The sequence below is a fragment of the Micromonospora aurantiaca ATCC 27029 genome (assembly GCF_000145235.1).
In the GTDB taxonomy this organism is placed as follows: domain Bacteria; phylum Actinomycetota; class Actinomycetes; order Mycobacteriales; family Micromonosporaceae; genus Micromonospora; species Micromonospora aurantiaca.
Genome location: NC_014391.1, coordinates 4,430,325 through 4,450,361, shown reverse-complemented (window position 1 = coordinate 4,450,361; position 20,037 = coordinate 4,430,325). Strand labels below are relative to the sequence as shown.

Genomic DNA, 20,037 nt, shown 5'->3' with positions numbered 1-20,037 from the left:
CCGGTTCAGTGGATGCGGCGACCGTGCGCGTCCGGCACCCCGGACTTGCGGAAGAAGTAGGTGTTGATCTGGTCCCGCCACTCGACGGCGCTGCGGAACTGCTCCTCCAAGCGCTCGGCCACCCGGTCGTGGACGGCCGGGTCGACTGCCCCGGCGACGAGCCGCCACCGTTCCCGCATCGCCGCCACCTCCTCGACCCCGGCGAAGTGCGTGTCGTAGATGTGCTGGATCACGGTACGGCCACTGCGCAGCACGTGCCGGTACGGGACGTGATGGAAGAACAGCAGCAGTTCGTCGGGGCAGCGCTCGCGTGACTCGTACACCTCCGACCACGGCGGCGGGTACTGGCCGGTGAAGCCGGTCCCGGTCGCCCGGGTCCGGTCCACCCCGACGCCGTGGCGGTCGGCGAAGTGGTACGTGCCCCACGGGGTGTACTCGTAGCCGTCCACGTCCGGGCCGTAGTGGTGACCGGGCCGCACCATGAAACCGACGCCGAGCGGGGCGGTGTAGCGCTCGTAGGTGCGCCAGGAATCGTCCATGACCGCGTGCATCGTCCGCCGTACCGCTTCCGGATCGCCGGTGGTGACCGGCAGCCAGGTCAGGTCGATCCACTCGTCGAGGATCGCGGCGGGATCCAGCAGCGGATCCCAGGCGAGCCGGCCGAAGGCGTACAGGTTCGCCTGCGCCAGCGGGTGCCCGGTCCAGAACGGGTCGTCGCCCACGTTGGCCACTGCCACCAGACCGCCGCCGGTGCCCGCCCGGCCGGCCGCGATGTCGGCGATCGTGCCGCCGGGCTCACCCCGGGGCCGGAACCGCAGCACCTCACTCCACCAGGGCGCGAGGTAGCAGACGTGCCGCTGCTGGCCGGTGTACTCCTGCGTCGCCTGCACCTCCACCGCCAGCCGGGTGGCCGGCATCGCGGCGAGCACCGGGGACACCGGTTCGCGTGTCTGGAAGTCGATCGGGCCGAACTTCACCTGGAGGATCACGTTGTCGGCGAATCGTCCGTCCAGCGGCGCGAAGTGGTCGTGCGCGGCCCGGGCCCGGTCGGTCGACCGGTCCCGCCAGTCCTGGTGGTGGTCGTAGACGAACGCCCGCCAGCGCACCACGCCTCCGTGCGGGGCGAGCGCGTCGGCGAGCAGGTTCGCGCCGTCGGCGTGGTCGCGCCCGTACGCGAACGGGCCGGGCCGGCCCTCGGAGTCGGCCTTCACCAGATAGCCGCCGAAGTCGGGGATCCGCCGGTAGACCCGCCGGGTGGCGGCGGCCCACCAGGCCCGTACCCGCTCGTCCAGCGGATCGGCTGTGGGCAGGCCGCCGAGGACCACCGGGGCGGCGAAGGTCACCGACAGATGCACCCGGATGCCGTACGGGCGGAGCACCCCGGCGATCTCCGCGACGTCGCCGAGCCGGTCGGTCAGCAGTAGCGCCTCGGTGTCGTGCACGTTGACGTTGTTCACCGTGACGGCGTTGACGCCGCAGGAGGCGAGCAGGCGTGCGTAGTCGCGGAGCCGGGCGGTCTCGTGCCGGGCGGCGCCGTCGCGCCAGAACAGGGAGCCGCCGGCGTAGCCCCGCTCGACCTGGCCCGACACCGGGTGTACGGCCACGTTGTCCCAGTGGTCGAGCATCCGCCGGTCCAGTGCCGGTCGGTGCCGCCGAGCCGGGAGGTCGTCGTCGAAGGCCGCCGCGCCGAGCCGGACCACGTGGAACATCCCGTACAGCAGGCCGGCCGGCGCGTCGGCCAGGACCACTGTCACGCCGTCCACCCGCGCCAGCAGGTACCCCTCGTCGCCGAGGGAGCCGTCGCCGGTGCCGTTCACCGCCGGTGTCGCGCCGAGCCGGGCCGTCTCGGCTGCCGCGTTCGGCACCGGGCCGGCCCCGCGCAGGGCCAGCACCAGGTCGGCGTCGACCTGCCACGGTGGACCGTGCCAGAGCCGTCCGCCGTACCGGCCGCAGGCCCGGCTCACCTCGTCGAGGACCGTGTCGACCAGGGGCCCGTCGCCGTGCACCAGCACCCCGCGGGAGCCGAGTTCGCGGAACGCCGCGGGCGGGAGCCAGGCGGCGTGCCAGGCCGACTCGCAGGCGTCGGCAGACGCCCGGCCGGTGACCGGGACGCTCATGCGGTGAACTCCGCCCGGATCTCGTCGATCATGGGGTCACCGATCCGCAGCAGCGCCAGCACCAGGAGCGCGCCGAGCAGGGCGAGTACCGCCTCGGAGAACACCGCTGTGACGCAGGCGACGGCGGCCAGCAGCACGACGTTGCCGACTGTGACGCCGGGCTTGCGCGCCACGTAGTAGACGGCGAGCCGGAGCACGTCGCGGGTGCGGAAGGTGAACAGTGAGACGATCACCAGCGCGTTGACCCCGACCAGGATCACCCCCGCCCCGACCACGACGAGCGGCACTGCCCACCAGCCGGGGACGGCGGCGGCGGGCAGGTTCGCCAGGTTGACAGCGATGACTGCGAGCCACAGCAGCGTCGGCGCCCAGACGCGCAGCACGCCCGGCAGGTTGGCCCGGTAGGCCCGGAGGAACGTGGCGGCGGGACGGAGATCGGTCAGGTCGGGGCGTTGGTGCCGCAGCGTGTGCAGCGCGGCCGAGACGGCCGGACCGAGCGGCAGCGCGGCGGCGGCGACCAGCGGGAGGTTGCTGCTGTCACGGTCGAGCAGCACGAGTACGGCCAGGCCGGGCAGCGTGCTCACCAGGAGCAGCAGTTCCACCACGAGCAGGATGTGGACCGTCGCGGCGGCCCGCGACAACGGCCCGTCGCCGAACTCCCGCAGCCCGCTGGTCGCGCCGGTCACTGCCGGTCCCCGGGCGGGTCGAGCAACCTGTCGTCCCACCACGGCGGGGTCTCGTCCACGACCGGCGTCAGTTCGGCGAGGGTCACCTCGTGCCGGGTGAGGACGAGGTCGAGGTCGGCCCGCCCGGCCGCGACCGGCACTGCGCGATGGGTACGGGCCGGCTCGGCGGCTTCCCGCAACGCGTCGAGCTGCCGGGGCCGTGGCGAGTGCGGGCTGCCCATCTCCCGCCAGGCCGCCCAGGCGTTGCCGGCGTCCTCGCTCACCGACGAGCGGAGCAGGAACGCCGACACGGTGCCCGGCGGGCCGATCGGGACCGACAGCGACAGGGTGTGCCGCTCGGGTGCCGGTTCCCGGCCGGTGACGTCGACCGGTGCCCAGGCCAGCACCGCGACCCGGCCGTCGGGGTGCCGGGTGACGAGGTGGTCCGGTCCGCGTGCGAGCACCTCGTCGCCGAGCCGAGCCATGAAGGCGTACAGGTGGTAGGTGGGTTTCTTGATCTGCCGGTGGGTGAGCAGGCCGAAGCCGCCGTGCAGCGGCGCGGTCGGCACCCCCTCCTCCTCGAACACGTCGCTGAAGGTCCAGTAGGAGAAGGAGTCGACCAGGTCCCCGCCGCCGGCCAGCACCGGGGCGAGGTAGGCGGCGTGGAAGGCCGTGTCGTGGATCGGGTTGTCCGGCCGGTAGGAGGAGTTGAACTCGGTGATGTGCACCGGGTGGTCGGCCAGCGCGGTGCCGGCCAGGTGCCGGCGGGGCGCGGCGAACTGCTCCAGCAGGTCCGCGGCCGGGGCCAGCGTCTGCCGGGTGCCGAACGGCAGGTGCCGGGCCGGGCCGGAGGTGTAGGCGTGCCGGCTGACGAAGTCGACAGGCACGTCGCGACCGGTGACGAACTCGGCGAACGGCTTGAGCCACTCGTCGGCGCCGGGGGAGAGGGCCGGGCCGCCGACCTGGATCGCCGCGTCGACGTCCTTGACGGCGTGCGCCGACACCTCGTACAGGCGGTGGTAGGCGTCCTGGTCGGCACCCTGCCAGAACGCCGTCAGGTTGGGCTCGTTCCACACCTCGACGGGCCAGCCGCGCACCTCGTCGAGGCCGTACCTGTCGACCAGGTGGGCCACCGTGGCGCGGACCAGGTCACCCCATTCGGTGTACGACCGGGGCGGCGTCACGTTGCCCCGCCACCAGAACACCGTCTGGTCGCCGGAGGCGAGCGCCGAGGGCATGAACCCCAGCTCCACGAAGGGCCGGACGCCCATCGCGAGGTAGGCGTCGACGACCTGGTCGACGTAGGTGAAGGCGTGCCGCACCCGGCGCTCGCCCTGGTACGAGTAGGGGCGGTGCACGCCGGCGCCGTCGCTGAGCAGCCCGTGCCCGCGGATGTGCCGGAAGCCGATGTCCCGCTGCACCAGCGCCAGCGAGTCCTGATAGTCGCGTCGCAGGGCCAGGTCGAACCGGCCGGTGCCCACGCAGGTACGCCAGGCGTCGGTCAGCCGGCCGATGGGCCGCTCGGGAACGGTGCCGCGCATCGCCGGTCAGCCGTGGCTCTTGCGGTACCGCTCGTACGCCTTGTTGACCAGGTCGGTGTAGGCCTGCGCGTTCTTGCCCTTCAGTTCCGAGACGTAGGCGTCCCACTCGCTCAGCGGCCGCTGGCCGAGGGCGAACTTCAGCGTGTTCTGGGTGACGTGGTCCTTCAGCGCGGTTGCCCACAGCGTCGTCTGCTCCCGCTCCTCATCGCTGAGTGGCGCGGGCGGCGGAGTCACCCAGGGCGCGGGCTTGCGGGCGTTCATCTCCTTCTGGAACTCCAGCTCCTCGGGCGAGAAGAACGACTGCACCAGGTCGAGCTTGCCGCCGTAGGCGAAGACGCCGTTGTAGAAGCCGAAGTCCTTCTGCAGGTGCTTGCTGCCCTTGGGGTTGAGCCCGATGACGTTGACGTCCGGGGCGAGGCTGCGCTTGCCCGAGGCGTCCTTGGTGTACGTGGTTCCCTCGACGCCCCACTTGGCGAACTCCTGGCCGGCGTCGGAGTACCAGAGCCAGTCGACGAACTGCATCATGGCCACGAAGTTCTTGCCCTCCCGGGCCTTGCTGGAGATCATCACGCCGTTCTCCAGCCGGCTCGCCGCGTTGACCGGGCCGGCCGGCCCGACCGGGAAGAGGATCTTGCCGAGCCGGGCGTTCGGGTTGATCTTCGCGATGTCCGGGCGGTAGTCGTTCACCAGGGTCTGCGCGTTCGTGCTGATCACGAACGACTTGCCGCTGGCGAGCTTCTGCCGGGCCTGGTCGTCGGTCTGGGTGAACGTCTCCGGGTCGAGCAACCCCTCGGCGACCAGCTTGTGGAGATACGCCACCACCTGCCGGTAGCCGTCCGAGGCGCCGGTGAAGACGTACTTCCCGGCACCGGCGTCCCAGCTCGTCGGCTGGTAGTTCCAGCCGGCGCCGGGCAGGCCGTGTGCCAGGGCGAGCATGTTCAGCAGGTTGCCGGCCGGGTTGGGCTTGCCGAACCGGTCGGAGAACGGGATGACGTCCGGGTGGGCCGCCTTCATCGCCTTGAGCATGGCGTACACCTCGTCCCAGGTGGTCGGGGACGGAATCTTCAACTGCTCCAGCACGTCGGTGCGGACCGCGAGCGTGTAGTCCTGCCAGGGCTTCTCGTGCAGGCCGGGCAGCAGGTAGAACTTCCCGTCCTCCTGCCGCAGCGTGTCCATCTCCGGCTGGAGTCCCCACCGCTCGATCTTGTCCTTGAAGTGCGGCATCAGGTCGAGGTAGTCGCTGACCGGCAGGATGGCGCCGGACGAGACGTACGAGCTCTCCTGCGGGTGGTAGGTCTTCGGGATGATCAGCGGGGCGTCGCCGGAGCCGACCAGCACGCTGCGCTTCTGCTCGTAGTCGCTCAGCGGCACGGCGACCGGGTCCAGCTTGACGTTCGTCCGCCGGGCCAGCTCGGCCCAGAACAGCCACTCGGGCTTGAGCGGGTAGTTCGGGTGGTTGTTGTAGAGGATCGAGAACGTGACCGGCTCGGTGGCCTTGAACTGGTCACCGATGCCGTACTTCTCCATCGCGCCCGTACGGTTGCGGTCGAGGTCCTTCTTGTCCGGGGTGTCGTCGCCGCAACCCGCCAGGGCGGCGACGGCGGCCGCGCCGCTGGCGAGCAGCACCTGGCGCCGGGACAGCTTGGCCATGGATTCTTCCTTCCGGTGGTGGGGTGGTGGTGCGGGGGGGGCTATCCCTTCACGGCGCCGAGCATGATCCCGGAGACGAAATAGCGCTGGATGAAGGGATAGACCGCGAGGATCGGCAGGATCGTCAGCACGATGGTCACGGACTGGATGGTGGCGGCGGACTGGACGACGTCGCCGGCGCTGCCGAGGCCGCCGCCGGTCTGCGTGGCGTCGGTCGCGCCCGCGATGAGGTTGCGCAGATAGACGGTCACCGGGAGCAGGTCCTGGCGGTCCATGTAGAGGAACGCGGCGAACCACGAGTTCCAGAACGAGACGGCGTAGAACAGCACCATCGTGGCGACCATCGCCTTCGACAGCGGCAGGACGATCCGCAGCAGCGTGCCGTACGTGTTCAGCCCGTCGACGGCGGCGGCCTCCTCCAGCTCGACCGGCAGGCTCTCGAAGAACGCCTTCATCACCAGCAGGTTGAACACGTTTATGGCGTTGGGCAGGGCGATCGCCCACACGGTGTTCTTCAGTCCCAGGCTGGTGACCAGGACGTAGTTGGGGATCAGCCCGCCGGTGAAGAACATGGTGAACACGGCGATCCCGACCAGCGCGGTCCGGCCCCGCAGGTGCCGCTTCGACAGCACGTACGCGTAGCAGGTGGTCAGCACGACGGAGATGAGCGTGGCGACCACCGTGTAGAAGACGGTGTTGCGGTAGCTGATCCAGAACGTCGGGTCCGACGTCACCACGCGGTACGCGGTGAGGTTGAACCCGCGCGGCACCAGGTTCACCTCACCCGCGACGATGTACGCGTTGTCGCTGAGCGAGCGGGCCACGATGGTGAGGAACGGATACAGGGTCACCACCACGACGCCGGTCAGCACGACGGCGTTGACGACCTGGAAGACCCGGTAGCCCGCTGTCGGCCGGGGGCCACGCGGGCGGACCGCCGGTGCCCGCGTACGGGCGCGCGTGCTCACCACAGGCTCGTCCCCACCGTGCGGCGGGAGATCGCGTTCGCCGACAGCACCAGCGTCAGCCCGATCACGGACTCGAACAGGCCGATCGCGGCGGCGTAGCTGAGGTTCCCGGAGACGATGCCCACCCGGTACAGGTAGGTCGAGATCACGTCCGCCGTCGGGTAGGTGAGCGGGTTGTACAGCAGCAGGATCTTCTCGAAGCCGACGGCCATGAAGGTGCCGATGTTGAGGATCAGCAGGGTGACCATCGTCGGCCGGATCCCCGGCAGCGTGACGTGCCAGGTCTGCCGCCACCGGTTGGCGCCGTCGATGCGGGCCGCCTCGTACAGGTCGCCGTCGACGGTGGTGAGCGCGGCGAGGTAGAGGATGGTGCCCCACCCGACGGTCTGCCAGACCTCGGAGGAGACGTAGATCGTCCGGAACCATCCGGCCTGCTGCATGAACGGGACCGGCTCACCGCCCACGGCACGCACCATCTGGTTCACAGTGCCGTCCACCGACAGCAACTGGAGGACCATGGCGGCCACGATCACGATCGACAGGAAGTGCGGCAGGTAGGACACCGACTGGACGAACCGCTTGAGGGCACGGTTGCGCACCTCGTTGAGCAGCAGCGCGAGCACGATCGGCAGCGGGAAGCAGAACAGCAGGGTCAGCGCGCCCAGCACGAGCGTGTTGGTGAACACGCTCCAGAAGGTCGGGTCGGTGAAGAACAGCCGGAAGTACCGCAGCCCGGTCCAGTACTCGCCGAAGATGCTGCCGCCCGGCTGGAAGCGCCGGAACGCGATCACGTTGCCGAGCATCGGCAGGTAGCGGAACGTCAGGAAGAACAGCAGCGGCAGGACGGCGAGCGAGTAGAGCTGCCAGTCCCGGCGCAGGGCCCGCCGCCAGGGCGTACGACGACTGCGCGGGGTCGGGGCTGCCAAGCTCGTCCTCCCGCCTGACCGTCGGCCGGAACTTTCCGGTAATACGTCGTAAGCCTTTCGGAAATTTATGGGTATCGTTATCAGCGTGTCAAGAGCGTCGATTGATATCTCCCTCGACCGGCTCCGCCGCTACACACCGGCCGTTGTCGAGCCCGCCGACTTCGACCGGTTCTGGCGCGCCACCCTCACCGCCGCCGCGGCCATCCCGGTGCTCGTCGACGTCCGTCCCGAACCCACCGACCTGCGGCTGGTCGACGTGTGGGACGTGACGTTCGCCGGGTACGCCGGCGAACCGGTCCGGGCCTGGTACACCCGACCCGCGGGCGTACCGGCGCCGCTGCCGGCAGTGGTGGAGTACCCCGGCTACGGACGCGGCCGGGGCCTGCCGGGCGAGCGGCTCACCTGGCCGGTGGCCGGCTACGCCCACCTGCTGGTGGACAACCGGGGACAGGCCGGCCTGTACAGCCGCGGCGACACCCCGGACCCGCACGACGCGCCCGGCGGGCCCAGCCCCGCCACGCGGGGGATCCTGTCCCCGGACGACTACCACTACCGCCGCCTCATCACCGACGCGGTCCGCGCGATCGACGCCGTCCGTGTCCTGCCCGGGGTGGACCCGGCCCGCGTCGCCGCGGTGGGCAACAGCCAGGGCGGCGGGCTCGCCCTCGCGGCGGCGGGCCTCGTCGACGGCCTCGCCGCGCTCCTGGTCACCGCCCCGTTCCTGTGCGACATCCAGCGCGCCATCGAACTGACCGAGGCCTCCCCGTACGGCGAGATCGCCCGCTACCTGGCGGTGCACCGCGAGGCGGAGGAGCCGGTCCGGCGCACGCTGTCCTACGTCGACGGCGTGACCTTCGCCCGGCGGGCCACCGCCCCGGCGCACTTCGGGATCGGTCTGCGGGACGACGTCTGCCCGCCGAGCACCGGGTTCGCCGCCTACAACCAGTACGCCGCCGCCGGCTCGACAGCGCCGCTACGGGAGATCCACACGTACCCGTTCAACGGCCACGAGGGCGGGGAGGCCGTCCACGTCCGGCGGCAGCTGCGCTGGCTCGACGCGGTGCTCCGTCCCGCCGGGGCGGCAGCCGGCTGACGGGCTCACCGGCGGGGCCCGCGACATCTACCATCCCTGATCATGATCTCGACCGTGTGGCGGGTACTCACCCGCCAGATCGACCCCAACCCGGCGCAGGACGACGCCGTGCTGCGCGAGGCGTGCACGCAGGCGCGGTACGGCTCCGACATCGGGCCGGCCCGGACGGCGCTGGTCGCCACCCGGAACGACTACGACCGCCGGGCCCGGTACGTCCGTGTGCTCGCCGAATCGACAGCTCGCGGGCTGGGATCGCGGATCGACCGTACGACCGGCCGGGTCGACACCACGGACGCCTGGACCGATCGCTGGGCGTCGCGCGCGCCCGCGGACCCGGATGCCCAGCTCGTTCGTGCCCGTTCCCTGATGGCACGGGCGTGGGAGGTGCGCGGCGGCGACTGGGCCGCCGGCGTACGCCGGGAGCAGTGGGTCGAGTTCAGCCGCCTGCTGGACCTGGCCCGGCAGGTGAATGATGTCGCGATGCGGCTCGCGCCGGACGACCCCACGCCGTGGGCGCACCGCCTGGACCTCATGATCGACACGAGTGCGCCACTGGAGGACGTCGAGGAGGCGTGGCGTGAGCTGACCAAGCGGGATCCCGGGCACCATCTGGGCCACGTGCTCCGGCTGACCTACCACTGCCGGAAGTGGAGCGGCTCGCACGAGGCGATGTTCGGCTTCGCCCGCTCGGTCGCCGCCACGGCTCCTACCGGCTCACCACTGCTCGTGCTGCCGGTTCGGGCCGCCGCGGAGTGGGCGCTGTGGGAGCAGGATCGCGAACCCCACGGCGGCACCCCCGACGAGATCGGCGAGCGGTGGCGACAGGATCCGGTCATGCAGGCGGATCTCGACAACGCCCTGTCCCGGTGGTTCCACCAGCCGGCGACCCGGCACGCCGCCTGGCTCGACGACGCGAACTTCCTGGCGTACGGGCTGGTGCGCACCGGCCGCGACGCCGAGGCCGCGCCGGTGTTCGCGTCGATCGGCCGGTACATGACCGGCGTTCCGTGGGGCTGGTGGGGCGACGAGCGGGGCGACGCCGTCTTTCTCCGAGCCCGTCGCCGCGCCCGCCGCGCTGCCTGACGGCGGGCGGCACCGTTCCGGCCACAGTCGATTCCCCCTCGGAGGGACCGTTCTTACCACTCCCTTACGGGACAGCAGCCGGGCACGCGCACAGCTTCGCGGAACGCGATGCTGAGGTCCGACCACCGATCGGGGAAGAGGGCCACCATGGGATCACTGGCACGGTACGGGCTGTCGGTAGCGACGGTCTCCACTCTGACGGCAGGTGTACTGCTCCCGCCCGTCACGCCGGTCGCAGCCGCGGCCCCTTCGACGTGGACGGCGACGATCCCTGCGCTGATCCACGAGAGCCGGCTGACCGACGTGGCCGCCACCGGCCCGAACAACGCCTGGTCCGTCGGCTACCAGGCGTCGACCTACACGGGGTACTCGATCGACCAGCCGTACGCCCTGCTCCGGTGGAACGGGCGGACGTGGACGGAACGGCGGCTGCCGCACCAGGCGTATCTGCTGTACAAGGTGGACGCGGCGAGCGCCCGGGACGTCTGGACGGTGGGCTCCCGGCGCCTCGGCGAGTCGTACGCCGGGCACTTCGACGGCACGACCTGGACGGCGCACGCGCCGTGGCCCGCCCCGGCCGGGACCGCGGAGCTGCTGGACGTGGCCGCCACCGGCGGCGGGCGGGCCGTGTTCGTCGGCCACGACGGTGGCCGGCCGCTGGTCGTCGAGGGTGACACCGGTCAGTTCGGCCGGGTCGCGGTGCCGGGAACCGATGGACTCAACGGCGTCCTGCGGGCGGTCTCGCGTACCCCGGACGGCGGCGTGTTCGCCGCCGGGGAACGGTACGTCGCCGACGCGCCCTACCCGGAACCGATGATCGCGCAGCGCGTCGGCGGGTCGTGGCGGGTGGCGCCGCTGCCGTCGATCCCGAGCGCCCGGCTCACCGGCGTGTGGGCCCGCTCGTCGACCGACGCCTGGGCGGTCGGCACCCAGGACTACGACTCCGCCCCCAAGCCGGTCATCCTGCACTGGGACGGCCGGACGTGGCAGCGGGTGGCCGGACCGGCATCGGCCGGCTGGGTGTACGCGGTCGCGGGCGACGCGAACGGCAACGTCTGGATCAGCGGCACGAACCCGATCCCGCCGTACGTCGAGTACCCGGGCACGCTGCTGCTGCGCTACACCGGCGGGCGATGGAGCGTCGCGTACGGGCCGAAGGTCGAGGGCAACGATCCGAGCCTGGACGCCCTGGCCAACATCCCGGGGACCGCGTCGTTCTGGGGGAGTGGCACGGTGTCGACGGCCGGGCTCCGCCTCACCGCCGTGATCGAGCGGACCAGGTGAGGGCAGGGGCGTGAGCGCGGCACGACTCACGCCCCGCCACCCTGGCACCCGTCGGGAGGAACTACCGCCCGGAGGCCAGCACCGACCGGGTCAGTGCGGTGAGCCCGGCATCCCAGCGCTCGTCGGGCCAGTCGCGAAGGTGCTCGACGAGATCGCTGCGCACCGCGGCCAGCAGGGCGTGGGCGAGGAACTCCGCCGACTCGGGGCCCCGGGCCTCGGACACGACGGCGGTCAGCGTCGCGTGCCACTGCTCGTACGACTCGTTGCGATAGGGGCTTCCGCTTCCCGCGTTCTCCAGGGCCAGCGTGAGGACGCGGTTGGCCCGCTTGAACCGGACCAGTTCCCGCAGCAGGTGCAGGGCGCGGTCCGCCGGCGAGTCGCCGGGCGGGCTCGCCGCGAGTGACGCCCGAAGCTGTTCGCCGCGCGTGCCGTAGAGGGCGCGGACGAGGCCCAGCCGGTCGCCGAAGTGGCGGAACAGCGTGCCCTTGCCCACGCCGGCGGCAGCGGCGACGTCGTCCATGGAGATCCGGTCGGGGTCGTCCGCCGCCTCGAACAGCCGATCGACCGCGGCGAGCACCGCCTCCCGATTCCGCGCCGCGTCAGCCCGCACTTCTGCCCCCTCTCGCAAACGGACCGCCAGTCCGCTATGGTGAAGCGGACCGGCCGTCCGCTTATCGTAGATCACCGCTTGGCGGCCGCCGACAGGAAGGAACAGCAGTGCCGAGTACCGCCACCGATGTGTTCCACCAGGCCCTGGACCGTCTGCTCGCCAAGGACATGCCGGGCTTCATCGCCCTGTTCGCCCCGCTGGCCGTGCGGGAACTGTTCGGCGAGGGGGTGCGGGCATGATCCTCGTCGTCGGAGGCACGGGAACGACGGGCCGGCTCGTCGCCGCGAGACTCGCCGCCGCCGGCCGCCGGGCCCGCGTCGCCAGCCGCCGGGCGTCCGCCGAGGGCGTCCGCTTCGATTGGTACGACCGCAGCACGCACGACACGGCGCTGGACGGTGTGACAGCGCTCTACCTGATCGCGCCCCTCGGCGACGCCGACCCGGCGCCGACCATGCTGCCGTTCCTGGACCTGGCCCGGCGTGCCCGGGTACGGCGGGCCGTCCTGCTCAGCTCGTCGGCGATCGAGGCCGGCACGCCGGGACTGGGCGAGGTGCAGGCCCAGCTCGGCGAGATGATCCCCGAGTGGGCGGTGCTGCGACCGTCCTGGTTCATGGAGAACTTCGTCGGCGACCATCCGCACGCCGCGAGCGCCCGGGAGCGTGGCGAGATCGTCAGCGCCACCGGCGACGCCCGCGTGGGCTTCGTGGATCCGGCCGACATCGCCGAGGTGGCGGTGCGTGCCCTCACGGATCCCGCGCCCCACGACACCGAGCACGTCATCACCGGTCCCGAGCGGCTGAGCTACGCCGACGTCGCCGCCACGCTCACCGACTTCCTCGGCCGCCCGGTCCGGCACCGTGCGGTCGACGAGGACGCGCTCACCGCGTACCACGAGGCTCACGGCCTCGCGCCCGACTACGCCCGCTTCCTCGCGGGCCTGGACACGGCCGTCGCCGCGGGCTCGGAGGACCGGGTCACGACGACCGTCGCGGACGTGACCGGCCGGCCACCCCGGACGTTCCGGGACTTCTGCCGCGACCGGCTGGCCGGAGTCCCTCGGACCGCGGACGCCTCGCGGGCCTGAGATCGACGCGCGGCCGGCGTCAGGACGGGTTCGGTTCGGTCCTGCTCGCGTCGGGCAGCGGCGTGGACGAGGCTCTGCCGGGGGCCGGCGCGGTCCGGGCGGCCAGCGATCCCAGCAGGCGCAGGTTGTCGTACGACGGGCTGCCGGGATCGGTGGTGTAGAGGAACAGCGTCTGGTCCGGGTCGCCGGGCAGGACGAGGGCCTCGTAGCGGAGGGTGATCGGCCCGACCGCGGGGTGGTGCATCCGCTTGGTGCCGTGCGTGCGTTCGTGCACGTGGCGGCCGTTCCACCAGGCCCGGAACTCCGGGCTCTTGATGCTCAGCTCGCCGACGAGCTCGCTGAGCTGCGGATCGTCGGGATTGCGTCCGGCGTAGAGGCGCAGGGTGCCGACCACGTCGGCGGCCACCGCCGGCCAGTCCAGGAAGGCGTCGCGGGCGCCCGGGTCGAGGAAGACCCACCGGATGTAGTTGCGGTGCCGCGGCGGGAGCAGTGTCCAGTCGGTGAGGAGGGCACGGCCCAGGGCGTTCGAGGCGAGCACGTCCGTGCGCCGTCCGAGGATGAGCGCGGGGTGTTCGGTCATCGAGGCGAGCAGCTGGTGCATCGCCGGGCGTACCCGTTGGGCGGGCATCTGCCGGCTGCTGCGCCTCGCCGGCCGCGCGAGGTCGGCGAGGTGGGCGCGGGCGGCGGCGTCGAGCCGGAAGACCCGGGCCAAGGCGTCGACGACAGCGGCCGAAGGGCTGGTGTGCCGGCCCTGTTCGAGCCGGGTGTAGTAGTCGACGCTCACGCCGGCGAGCAGGGCCACCTCCTCGCGGCGCAGTCCGCGGACGCGGCGTCCCTGCGCCACGGCGGCGATGCCGACCGCTTCCGGAGTCAGGTCGGCCCGGCACTGACGAAGGAATCGGCCGAGGTCGGAGTGTCCTGCCATGACCCGATGATCCGCCGCGAACGTCGTCCGCGACACCGCCTGGGTGGGTACGCCGTTCCCAGGCAGCGCTGGGCTCGTCCGGCTGTGTTCTCGGCCCACCCTCGTACCCACGATGGAGTGGCGTCCCCGGCCGGGGACACGACGACACCGAGATCCGGGAGTTCCCATGCCCTACCCCACCGCAGGTCCGGCCACGTGGTTCGTCACCGGCACGTCCCGCGGCATCGGCCTCGAACTGGTCAAGCAGTTGCTGGAGCGGGGTGACGACGTCGCGGCGACGACCCGGTCGGCCGAGCGGCTCGTCGCGGCCCTCGGGCCGGTCGACAGTGAGCGACTGCTTCCCCTCGAACTCGACCTGACCGACGAGGCCGCGGTGACGGCGGCCGTCCGGGCCACCACCGACCGTTTCGGCGGGATCGACGTCGTGGTCAACAACGCGGGGTACGGCTTCCTCGGTGCGGTCGAGGAGGCAGGCGACGCCGAGGTCCGGACGATGTTCGAGGTGCAGGTCTTCGGCGTCTGGAACGTGCTCCGCGCGGCCCTGCCCGGCATGCGCGCCGCCGGCAGCGGCCACATCGTCAACGTGTCCTCGATCCTGGGGCTGACCGCGTTCCCCGGCTGGGGCCTCTACTGCTCCGCGAAGTACGCCCTGGAGGGTCTGTCGGACTCGCTCGCGGCCGAGGTCGCACACCTCGGCATCAAGGTCACCGTCGTGGAACCCGGGTACACGCGTACCGACTTCCTTCGGACGTCCTCCCTCGGCCTGCCGGCGCGCACCACCGACGGCTACGAGGCGATCCGCGAGATGACCGAGGCGCACCTGGCCATGCCCGGCACCCAGCTCGGCGACCCGGTCAAGGCCGCGGCCGCCATCGTCGAGGTGGCCGTCGGCGGCAGAGCGCCGCTGCACCAGGTGCTCGGCTCCGACTCATACGGCCTGGCCAAGGCCCGCGTGGCGACGCTGCTCGCCGACATCGAGGCCGGCCGCGAACTCGCGCTCAGCACGGACGCCGACGAAGCCTGACCGCTTCGTCGACGGGTCGCGGCGTGCCGTCGCGCACCCGGACAGCTCGCGTCGGCCCGCCTCCGGAGGCGGGCCGACCGGTCGCACCGGCGTCGATCCGGCTCTGTCGGAGCCCGTGGCTATCCTTTCGCCGTGTCGTACGCCGATCTCAGTCATGCCCAGTGGAACGATCTCTCCGACGGCGCTGCCGGCCGGCTCGCCCAGGACGTCGCCGCGCGGCACGAGCTGACAGTGACCGGCCTGGGCGACACGGCGTACGCGGGGCGGTCGCACCGGACTGCGCTGTTCGACCGGGGCGGGATGCGGTTCGCTCTCGTACCCGGCGGCCGGCCGACGCTCGGCTACGACGCGGCCCGCTTCCGGCCCGCTGCGCACCAGGCCGCCGACTACGCCGACAGCGCCGCCGAGTTCGGCCTTCCGTCGCTGACCGAGTACGTCGACGCGATGACGTCGCCCGTACGCGACGTCGACATGCCGGCGATGCTGGTCGCGGTGGACGCGTTCGACCCGTGCGAGGTGCCGCTGGCGCCGGACGACCCTCGGGTGCGGGAGCTGGTCGCGTCGGTCGGGAACCGGTTCGGCGGGGTGCGCACCTTCCGGTCGGGTGACGGGCTGACTGTGGAGTTCGACCGGACGACCGGGCAGGTGGTGCGCGCCCGGGCGATCCGCGAGGTCTCGTACGACGAGGCGATGGCCGGGCTCGGGAGCCTCGGCGTGCGGACGACCACTCCGGACGAGTGGGAGTGGGCGTGCGGCGCCGGTGCGACGACCCTGTTCCGCTGGGGCGACGACTGCCCCGGAGACGGCTATCCGTACGACCACAGGACCGGCCCGCACCGGCAGGAGAACCTCTGGGGTCTGGCGATCGGGCAGGACCCCTACCGGCACGAGGCGACGACCGAGCGCACCGTCGTCTGCGGTGGCGACGGCGGCGGTGCCACCTGTGGCGGGAGCGGCTTCTTCCTGGGCTGGCTCACCCTCGCGACCGCGTACCGCGACGAGGATTTCGGCCGGTGGGTCGCCTCCGACGACGGATACGCCGACGAGATCCTGACCCGGCCCGTCATCGAGCTGGGCTGAGGCCCGGATGACCACCGAGCGTCCCCACGGTTCCCGCCGCCCGCGCCGCCGCGCCCCGCGCGTCCTGCTGATCGTCGGCGTCCTCGCGGCGCTCGCCGCCGGTGCGGCGGTCGTGGTGCCGCTGGTACGGCCACCAGGCCCGCGACCGGACTTCCAGCTCCCGGTGGCCTGCGGCGAGACGTGGCGGCTGTCCACCTATCCGGGGCACGACGACTACGACGTCGACTTCTTCCCGACTTCCGGGGACGCGTGGGGACGGCCGGTGCTCGCCTCCGCCGACGGCACCGTCACGGTGGCGGGGATCAACGGCTCGCTGGGCGGACGTACCCCGCAGGATCCGGACGGGCCGCGGGGGCGCGGCGGCGGCTACTGGGTCAAGATCGACCACGGTGGCAAATGGGAGACGCAGTACCTGCACCTGCTCGAACCGCCGTCGGTGCATGCCGGTCAGCGGGTGGCCCGGGGCGACCAGCTCGGACGGGTCGGCAGCACCGGGAACTCCGGCGCCCCGCACCTGCACTACGAGCAGCGCCGGGGCTGGGAGAAGGTGGAGGCATACTTCGACGGCGTGCCGTCCGGGATCACGTCCGACGACCGCGAGTACTCGGTGCGGCTGACGAGCGCGAACTGCCGGCCGACGCGCCCGTGACCGGAACCGTCAGCGTTCGTCGGTGGACGATCCGGCACGCCGGGCCTTTCCGATCAGGCCGAGGTGGGTGTGCTCGAACCCCTCGGTCGTCTTGAGGCCGTAGCCCAGGGCGCGGTCGACGGCGATGTGGAACGCCCACGCGACGGCCAGGACTCCCAGCCAGTCGATCCGGTCGCCGGACGCGGCCGCTGCCACTGCCACCGCGCCGAGCGCCGCCGGCAGCGTGTACGAGTGCGCCACGTTGTAGCAGACGGCGCCGACGCGCGGCCCGCGCAGGTAGCCGAGCATGGACAGGTCGAAGACGAGGAAGAGGGCGAGCAGCGACCACCACGGGTACCCGGCCGCGACGGTCACGACGACGGCGAGGGCCGCGACGGCGACGGCCTCCACGCGCTGCGCCGCGACCGGGTTCAACTGCGGCATCTCCCACCTCGATGTCTGTCAGTGGCCCTTGCGCAGGCCCGAGCCCCCCGGTGGCCGGGGTGGTCGGAGGCAGCCGGCTCGTGCCGCCACCAGCTCTGACAGGGTACGCGGCGGAGGCCGTGCGCCGGCGGCAACCGCGACGGTCAGCCGCCGAAGCGTTGCCGCAACTGGTACTTCAGCACCTTGCCGGTGCCGCCGCGGGGCAGCGCGTCGAGGCGGTGGATGCGGGCGGGGACCTGGTGCGGCTCCAGCCGCTCGGCGAGGAACGCGGCGAGCGTCGCGTCGTCCAGGGCCGGGTCGGCCGCCACGACGGCGGCGACGATCTCGCCGTGCTCGGGGTCGGGCAGCGCGACGACTGTGGCCTCGCGTACCGAGGGGTGGTCGTAGAGTGCGGCCTCGACCTCCAGCGACGACACGAGCTTCCCGTCGGTGGTGATGACGTCGGTCATCCGGTCGAACAGGAACAGCTCGCCGTCGGCGGTGGCGCGTCCGAGGTCGCGGGTGCGGGTCCACCCGCCGGCGTGCACGCGGGCGTTGAGCGCCTGGTCGAGGTACAGCCGCTTGGGCGCCTCGCAGCGCAGCCACACCTCGCCGAGTTCGCCCGGCGGCAGCGGCTCGCCCTGCTGGTCGACGACGCGCATCTCGGTGCCGCGTCCGGGGCGTCCCAGCCACATCGGCCGGTCCGGGTCGACGTTGCCCAGGATGATCGCCGGCACCGCCTCGGACTGCGCGTAGGCGTTGGCGATGGTGGCGTTCGGCATGGCCGCGAGGAGGTCGCGGGCGATGCGCGGCGGCATGATCGCCGATGCGTTGCCGATGGTCTTGACCGAGCCGAGGTCGTAGCGGTCCTGCGGGCGGATGGCGGCGAGCCGGATCGCGGTCCACGGGGTGAGGATGAGGGTCGCGCAGCCGTGCGTGGCGAGCAGGCGGGCGATCTCCTCCGGGTCGTCCGGTGAGCACACGATCAGCGGTGACGGCGTCGTGGTGGCCAGCACCGCGACAGTCGTCGCGCTCGACGTGGTGCCCAGCGGCATCGGCGCGAGCAGCGGTGCTGGGTCGACCAGCTGCCCGAGGGCGGCGGACCCGCGCCCGTACGTGAGGTTGCCGTGCGGGTTGGTGAACGGCTTCGCCGGGCCGGTGGTGCCGGAGGTGTAGAGGATGTCGGAGATGTCCTCGGGGGTGACGCCGGTGTCGACGGCGGCGGAGTCGCCCTGGTCGAGGTCCGCGACGACCACCGACCAGCGTCCGGCGTCGTCCCGCCACGGCGGGAGCGCCGCGCCGCGGATCACACCGGCCACCGCACACTGGTCGAACCGGCGGCGCAGCTCCACCGCCGGCATCGTGTCGTTCACGTGTACGGCGGTGGCGCCGGCCTTGAGCACGCCGAGGTAGGCGACGGCGTAGTCGATCCAGTCGTCGCCGCCGAACAGCAGCGCCACCCGGGCGCCCCGCCCGGTGCCGCCGAGCCGGTCGAGCACCGCGCGGGCGACGGCGTTCGAGCGCCGGTCCCAGTCCCGGTAGGTGATCGCCGTCTTGCCGCGGACGTTTATCGCCTCCTGCTCGGGCATCAGGCCGGTGCGGTGCCGGAGCAGGTCGGGTACGACGACCGCGGACGTGGGCACACTCATGGGTCCTCCCTCGGATGGCGCGCTCAACTCCACCGGTACACGCGGTGGAAGTCTTCGATCCGGTCGAGCAGCAGCAGGCCCCGGCCGGCCACGTGGCTGTCCAGGACGGACCGGTAGGGGCCGGTGTCCAGGACGGCGTCGCGGACGCCGAAGGCGCGGTCGGCGGTGTGCCGGCTCCATTCGTCGAACTCGGCGACTGTGAGCCGGCGGCGTTCCTCGACGGCGCGGGCGAGCGGGCGGGCCGCGAGCCGGCCGGCGGCGCGCTCGGTGACGACGCCGCTGAAGAACTCGGACCCGCAGCCGGAGCCGTAGGAGAACAGGCCGATCCGGCGGGCCACCGTGAAGTCGGCGTGGTCGATCAGCGAACACAGCGCGAGGTAGAGCGAACCGGAGTAGAGATTGCCGATCTGGCTCGTGTACGACAGCGACGGGGCCACCCGCGCCGCGAAGTCCCTGTCGATGTCGGCCGGCGCCATGCGCTTGGTCTTGCGCAGCAGCGTGCGGTGGGCGCCCTTGACCATCCCGGCGAAGGGGATGTGGAAGACGAGGTGGTCGAACGTGGTGACGATGTCGGCGCCCTCGACGCGGTCCCGGTAGGCGGCGAAGCACCGTTCCAGACAGGTGAGATAGGCGAGCAGGGACAGGTCGGAGTTCACCACGTCGACGTCCGGCCGGGGCCGCAGCGTGTCCATCACCTCCTGGGTGTGGTACCCGCTGGCGCCCAGGTCGAGCCGCAGCACGTCGGGCGTACGGCTGACCAGCATCGCGACCGCGCCGGCGCCCTCCGACGGCTCGAAGTAGCTGCCGGCCGCCGCGACGCCGGCGATGTCGGTGGCGATCACGAGCGCCCGCGCGTCCGGCGCCGGGCTCGCGGCGATGATCGCCGCCGCGCTCTGCAGGGCGGCGGTGCCGCCGTAGCAGGCGTGCTTGACCTCGAACGACCGGCAGCGCGGCGGCAGGCCGAGGAGGTCGTGGACATAGGTGCTGATCGGCTTGCCGAAGTCGAGCCCCGACTCGGTGGCCACCACCACCAGCTCGATCGCCTCCCGCTGCTCTGGCGACAGGGCGTCGACCAGTGGCCGGGCGGCGTTGACCGCGTGGGTCACCTGGTCCTCGCAGGGCAGGCTCACCGACCGGCGGCGCATCATCAGGTTCGGCAGCCGCGACGGGTCCAGGCCGCGCGCCTCGAACAGGCTGGGCACGTCGACGTACGCCCGGCCGGGGTAGACGTGGAGATCCTCGATGCCGACCGCCGTGGTGATCATCCTCGGGCCTCTCCTCTTCGTG

The 20,037-nt window shown here is 72.3% G+C and carries 19 protein-coding genes; 8 read left to right on the top strand and 11 right to left on the bottom strand.

Annotated elements, in window-relative coordinates; translation table 11 throughout:
- Window positions 1-5 precede the first annotated feature (5 nt).
- From MICAU_RS19495 to MICAU_RS19470, 6 genes are read right to left on the bottom strand one after another with little or no spacing between them, the layout of a single operon-like run.
- Window positions 6-2,117 carry an alpha-glucuronidase gene (locus MICAU_RS19495; protein ID WP_013287069.1) on the bottom strand — a complete coding sequence of 704 codons (2,112 nt, stop codon included), beginning with the start codon at window positions 2,115-2,117 and terminating at the stop codon, window positions 6-8.
- The gene (locus MICAU_RS19490) at window positions 2,114-2,803 is read right to left on the bottom strand and encodes a YesL family protein (RefSeq protein WP_013287068.1); all 690 of its coding nucleotides are present in this window, start codon (window positions 2,801-2,803) and stop codon (window positions 2,114-2,116) included. Before MICAU_RS19490 ends, MICAU_RS19495 begins: the two co-directional genes overlap by 4 nt.
- Window positions 2,800-4,323 (bottom strand): GH39 family glycosyl hydrolase, encoded by a 1,524-nt coding sequence (locus MICAU_RS19485; RefSeq protein WP_013287067.1) that lies wholly within the window; start codon window positions 4,321-4,323, stop codon window positions 2,800-2,802. Before MICAU_RS19485 ends, MICAU_RS19490 begins: the two co-directional genes overlap by 4 nt.
- Before the next feature lie 6 nt (window positions 4,324-4,329).
- Window positions 4,330-5,973 carry an ABC transporter substrate-binding protein gene (locus MICAU_RS19480; protein WP_013287066.1) on the bottom strand — a complete coding sequence of 548 codons (1,644 nt, stop codon included), beginning with the start codon at window positions 5,971-5,973 and terminating at the stop codon, window positions 4,330-4,332.
- A gap of 41 nt (window positions 5,974-6,014) precedes the next feature.
- Complete coding sequence (locus MICAU_RS19475; RefSeq protein ID WP_230650141.1) at window positions 6,015-6,941, bottom strand: carbohydrate ABC transporter permease; 927 nt, start codon at window positions 6,939-6,941, stop codon at window positions 6,015-6,017.
- Window positions 6,938-7,867, bottom strand: coding sequence for an ABC transporter permease (locus MICAU_RS19470; RefSeq protein ID WP_013287064.1), 930 nt, complete (start codon window positions 7,865-7,867; stop codon window positions 6,938-6,940). The genes MICAU_RS19475 and MICAU_RS19470 overlap by 4 nt, the downstream gene beginning before the upstream one ends.
- Window positions 7,868-7,934: 67 nt before the next feature.
- Here MICAU_RS19470 and MICAU_RS19465 point away from each other — a divergent pair, with 67 nt between their 5' ends.
- The 3 genes from MICAU_RS19465 (at window position 7,935) to MICAU_RS19455 (ending at window position 11,327) form a co-directional block, all read left to right on the top strand.
- Entirely contained in the window at window positions 7,935-8,960 is a 1,026-nt protein-coding gene (locus MICAU_RS19465; RefSeq protein ID WP_013287063.1) for an acetylxylan esterase, read from the top strand.
- Between the two features lie 42 nt (window positions 8,961-9,002).
- Window positions 9,003-10,043, top strand: coding sequence for a DUF4034 domain-containing protein (locus MICAU_RS19460; protein ID WP_013287062.1), 1,041 nt, complete (start codon window positions 9,003-9,005; stop codon window positions 10,041-10,043).
- Between the two features lie 147 nt (window positions 10,044-10,190).
- The gene (locus MICAU_RS19455; protein ID WP_013287061.1) at window positions 10,191-11,327 is read left to right on the top strand and encodes an NHL repeat-containing protein; all 1,137 of its coding nucleotides are present in this window, start codon (window positions 10,191-10,193) and stop codon (window positions 11,325-11,327) included.
- A 61-nt stretch (window positions 11,328-11,388) separates the two neighbouring features.
- On the opposite strand, the gene MICAU_RS19450 is transcribed toward MICAU_RS19455, so the two are convergent.
- Entirely contained in the window at window positions 11,389-11,937 is a 549-nt protein-coding gene (locus MICAU_RS19450; protein ID WP_013287060.1) for a TetR/AcrR family transcriptional regulator, read from the bottom strand.
- Between the two features lie 107 nt (window positions 11,938-12,044).
- Here MICAU_RS19450 and MICAU_RS33495 point away from each other — a divergent pair, with 107 nt between their 5' ends.
- Window positions 12,045-12,176, top strand: a complete 132-nt coding sequence (locus MICAU_RS33495; protein ID WP_013287059.1) for a hypothetical protein — start codon at window positions 12,045-12,047, stop codon at window positions 12,174-12,176.
- Window positions 12,173-13,021: a Rossmann-fold NAD(P)-binding domain-containing protein gene (locus MICAU_RS19445; RefSeq protein ID WP_013287058.1), complete on the top strand. Its 849-nt coding sequence runs from the start codon at window positions 12,173-12,175 to the stop codon at window positions 13,019-13,021. The genes MICAU_RS33495 and MICAU_RS19445 overlap by 4 nt, the downstream gene beginning before the upstream one ends.
- 19 nt (window positions 13,022-13,040) lie before the next feature.
- Here MICAU_RS19445 and MICAU_RS19440 read toward each other — a convergent pair whose 3' ends face one another.
- A complete protein-coding gene (locus tag MICAU_RS19440) occupies window positions 13,041-13,946 on the bottom strand; it encodes a helix-turn-helix transcriptional regulator (RefSeq protein WP_013287057.1) in 906 nt (301 codons plus the stop codon).
- 166 nt (window positions 13,947-14,112) lie between these two features.
- Here MICAU_RS19440 and MICAU_RS19435 point away from each other — a divergent pair, with 166 nt between their 5' ends.
- From MICAU_RS19435 to MICAU_RS19425, 3 genes are all read left to right on the top strand, one after another.
- Complete coding sequence (locus MICAU_RS19435; RefSeq protein ID WP_013287056.1) at window positions 14,113-14,970, top strand: SDR family NAD(P)-dependent oxidoreductase; 858 nt, start codon at window positions 14,113-14,115, stop codon at window positions 14,968-14,970.
- Between the two features lie 132 nt (window positions 14,971-15,102).
- A complete protein-coding gene (locus tag MICAU_RS19430) occupies window positions 15,103-16,050 on the top strand; it encodes a hypothetical protein (RefSeq protein WP_013287055.1) in 948 nt (315 codons plus the stop codon).
- A 7-nt stretch (window positions 16,051-16,057) separates the two neighbouring features.
- On the top strand, window positions 16,058-16,699 hold the full coding sequence (locus tag MICAU_RS19425; protein WP_013287054.1) for a M23 family metallopeptidase: 642 nt from the start codon (window positions 16,058-16,060) through the stop codon (window positions 16,697-16,699).
- A gap of 9 nt (window positions 16,700-16,708) precedes the next feature.
- On the opposite strand, the gene MICAU_RS19420 is transcribed toward MICAU_RS19425, so the two are convergent.
- From MICAU_RS19420 to MICAU_RS19410, 3 genes are all read right to left on the bottom strand, one after another.
- Window positions 16,709-17,122 carry a DUF4260 domain-containing protein gene (locus MICAU_RS19420; protein ID WP_013287053.1) on the bottom strand — a complete coding sequence of 138 codons (414 nt, stop codon included), beginning with the start codon at window positions 17,120-17,122 and terminating at the stop codon, window positions 16,709-16,711.
- 143 nt (window positions 17,123-17,265) lie between these two features.
- A complete protein-coding gene (locus MICAU_RS19415; RefSeq protein ID WP_013287052.1) occupies window positions 17,266-18,750 on the bottom strand; it encodes a class I adenylate-forming enzyme family protein in 1,485 nt (494 codons plus the stop codon).
- 23 nt (window positions 18,751-18,773) lie between these two features.
- The gene (locus tag MICAU_RS19410; protein WP_013287051.1) at window positions 18,774-20,015 is read right to left on the bottom strand and encodes a hydroxymethylglutaryl-CoA synthase family protein; all 1,242 of its coding nucleotides are present in this window, start codon (window positions 20,013-20,015) and stop codon (window positions 18,774-18,776) included.
- Between the last annotated feature and the right edge of the window lie 22 nt (window positions 20,016-20,037).

Excerpts from the sequence above, each read along its gene's own strand:
- MICAU_RS19445 (WP_013287058.1), top strand. The coding sequence starts at position 12,173 with ATGATCCTCGTCGTCGGAGGCACGGGAACGACGGGCCGGCTCGTCGCC.
- MICAU_RS19455 (WP_013287061.1), top strand. The coding sequence starts at position 10,191 with ATGGGATCACTGGCACGGTACGGGCTGTCGGTAGCGACGGTCTCCACT.
- MICAU_RS19495 (WP_013287069.1), bottom strand. The coding sequence starts at position 2,117 with ATGAGCGTCCCGGTCACCGGCCGGGCGTCTGCCGACGCCTGCGAGTCG.
- MICAU_RS19485 (WP_013287067.1), bottom strand. The coding sequence starts at position 4,323 with ATGCGCGGCACCGTTCCCGAGCGGCCCATCGGCCGGCTGACCGACGCC.
- MICAU_RS19410 (WP_013287051.1), bottom strand. The coding sequence starts at position 20,015 with ATGATCACCACGGCGGTCGGCATCGAGGATCTCCACGTCTACCCCGGC.
- MICAU_RS19415 (WP_013287052.1), bottom strand. The coding sequence starts at position 18,750 with ATGAGTGTGCCCACGTCCGCGGTCGTCGTACCCGACCTGCTCCGGCAC.
- MICAU_RS19460 (WP_013287062.1), top strand. The coding sequence starts at position 9,003 with ATGATCTCGACCGTGTGGCGGGTACTCACCCGCCAGATCGACCCCAAC.
- MICAU_RS19435 (WP_013287056.1), top strand. The coding sequence starts at position 14,113 with ATGCCCTACCCCACCGCAGGTCCGGCCACGTGGTTCGTCACCGGCACG.
- MICAU_RS19420 (WP_013287053.1), bottom strand. The coding sequence starts at position 17,122 with ATGCCGCAGTTGAACCCGGTCGCGGCGCAGCGCGTGGAGGCCGTCGCC.
- MICAU_RS19465 (WP_013287063.1), top strand. The coding sequence starts at position 7,935 with ATGGGTATCGTTATCAGCGTGTCAAGAGCGTCGATTGATATCTCCCTC.
- MICAU_RS19425 (WP_013287054.1), top strand. The coding sequence starts at position 16,058 with ATGACCACCGAGCGTCCCCACGGTTCCCGCCGCCCGCGCCGCCGCGCC.
- MICAU_RS19440 (WP_013287057.1), bottom strand. The coding sequence starts at position 13,946 with ATGGCAGGACACTCCGACCTCGGCCGATTCCTTCGTCAGTGCCGGGCC.
- MICAU_RS19480 (WP_013287066.1), bottom strand. The coding sequence starts at position 5,973 with ATGGCCAAGCTGTCCCGGCGCCAGGTGCTGCTCGCCAGCGGCGCGGCC.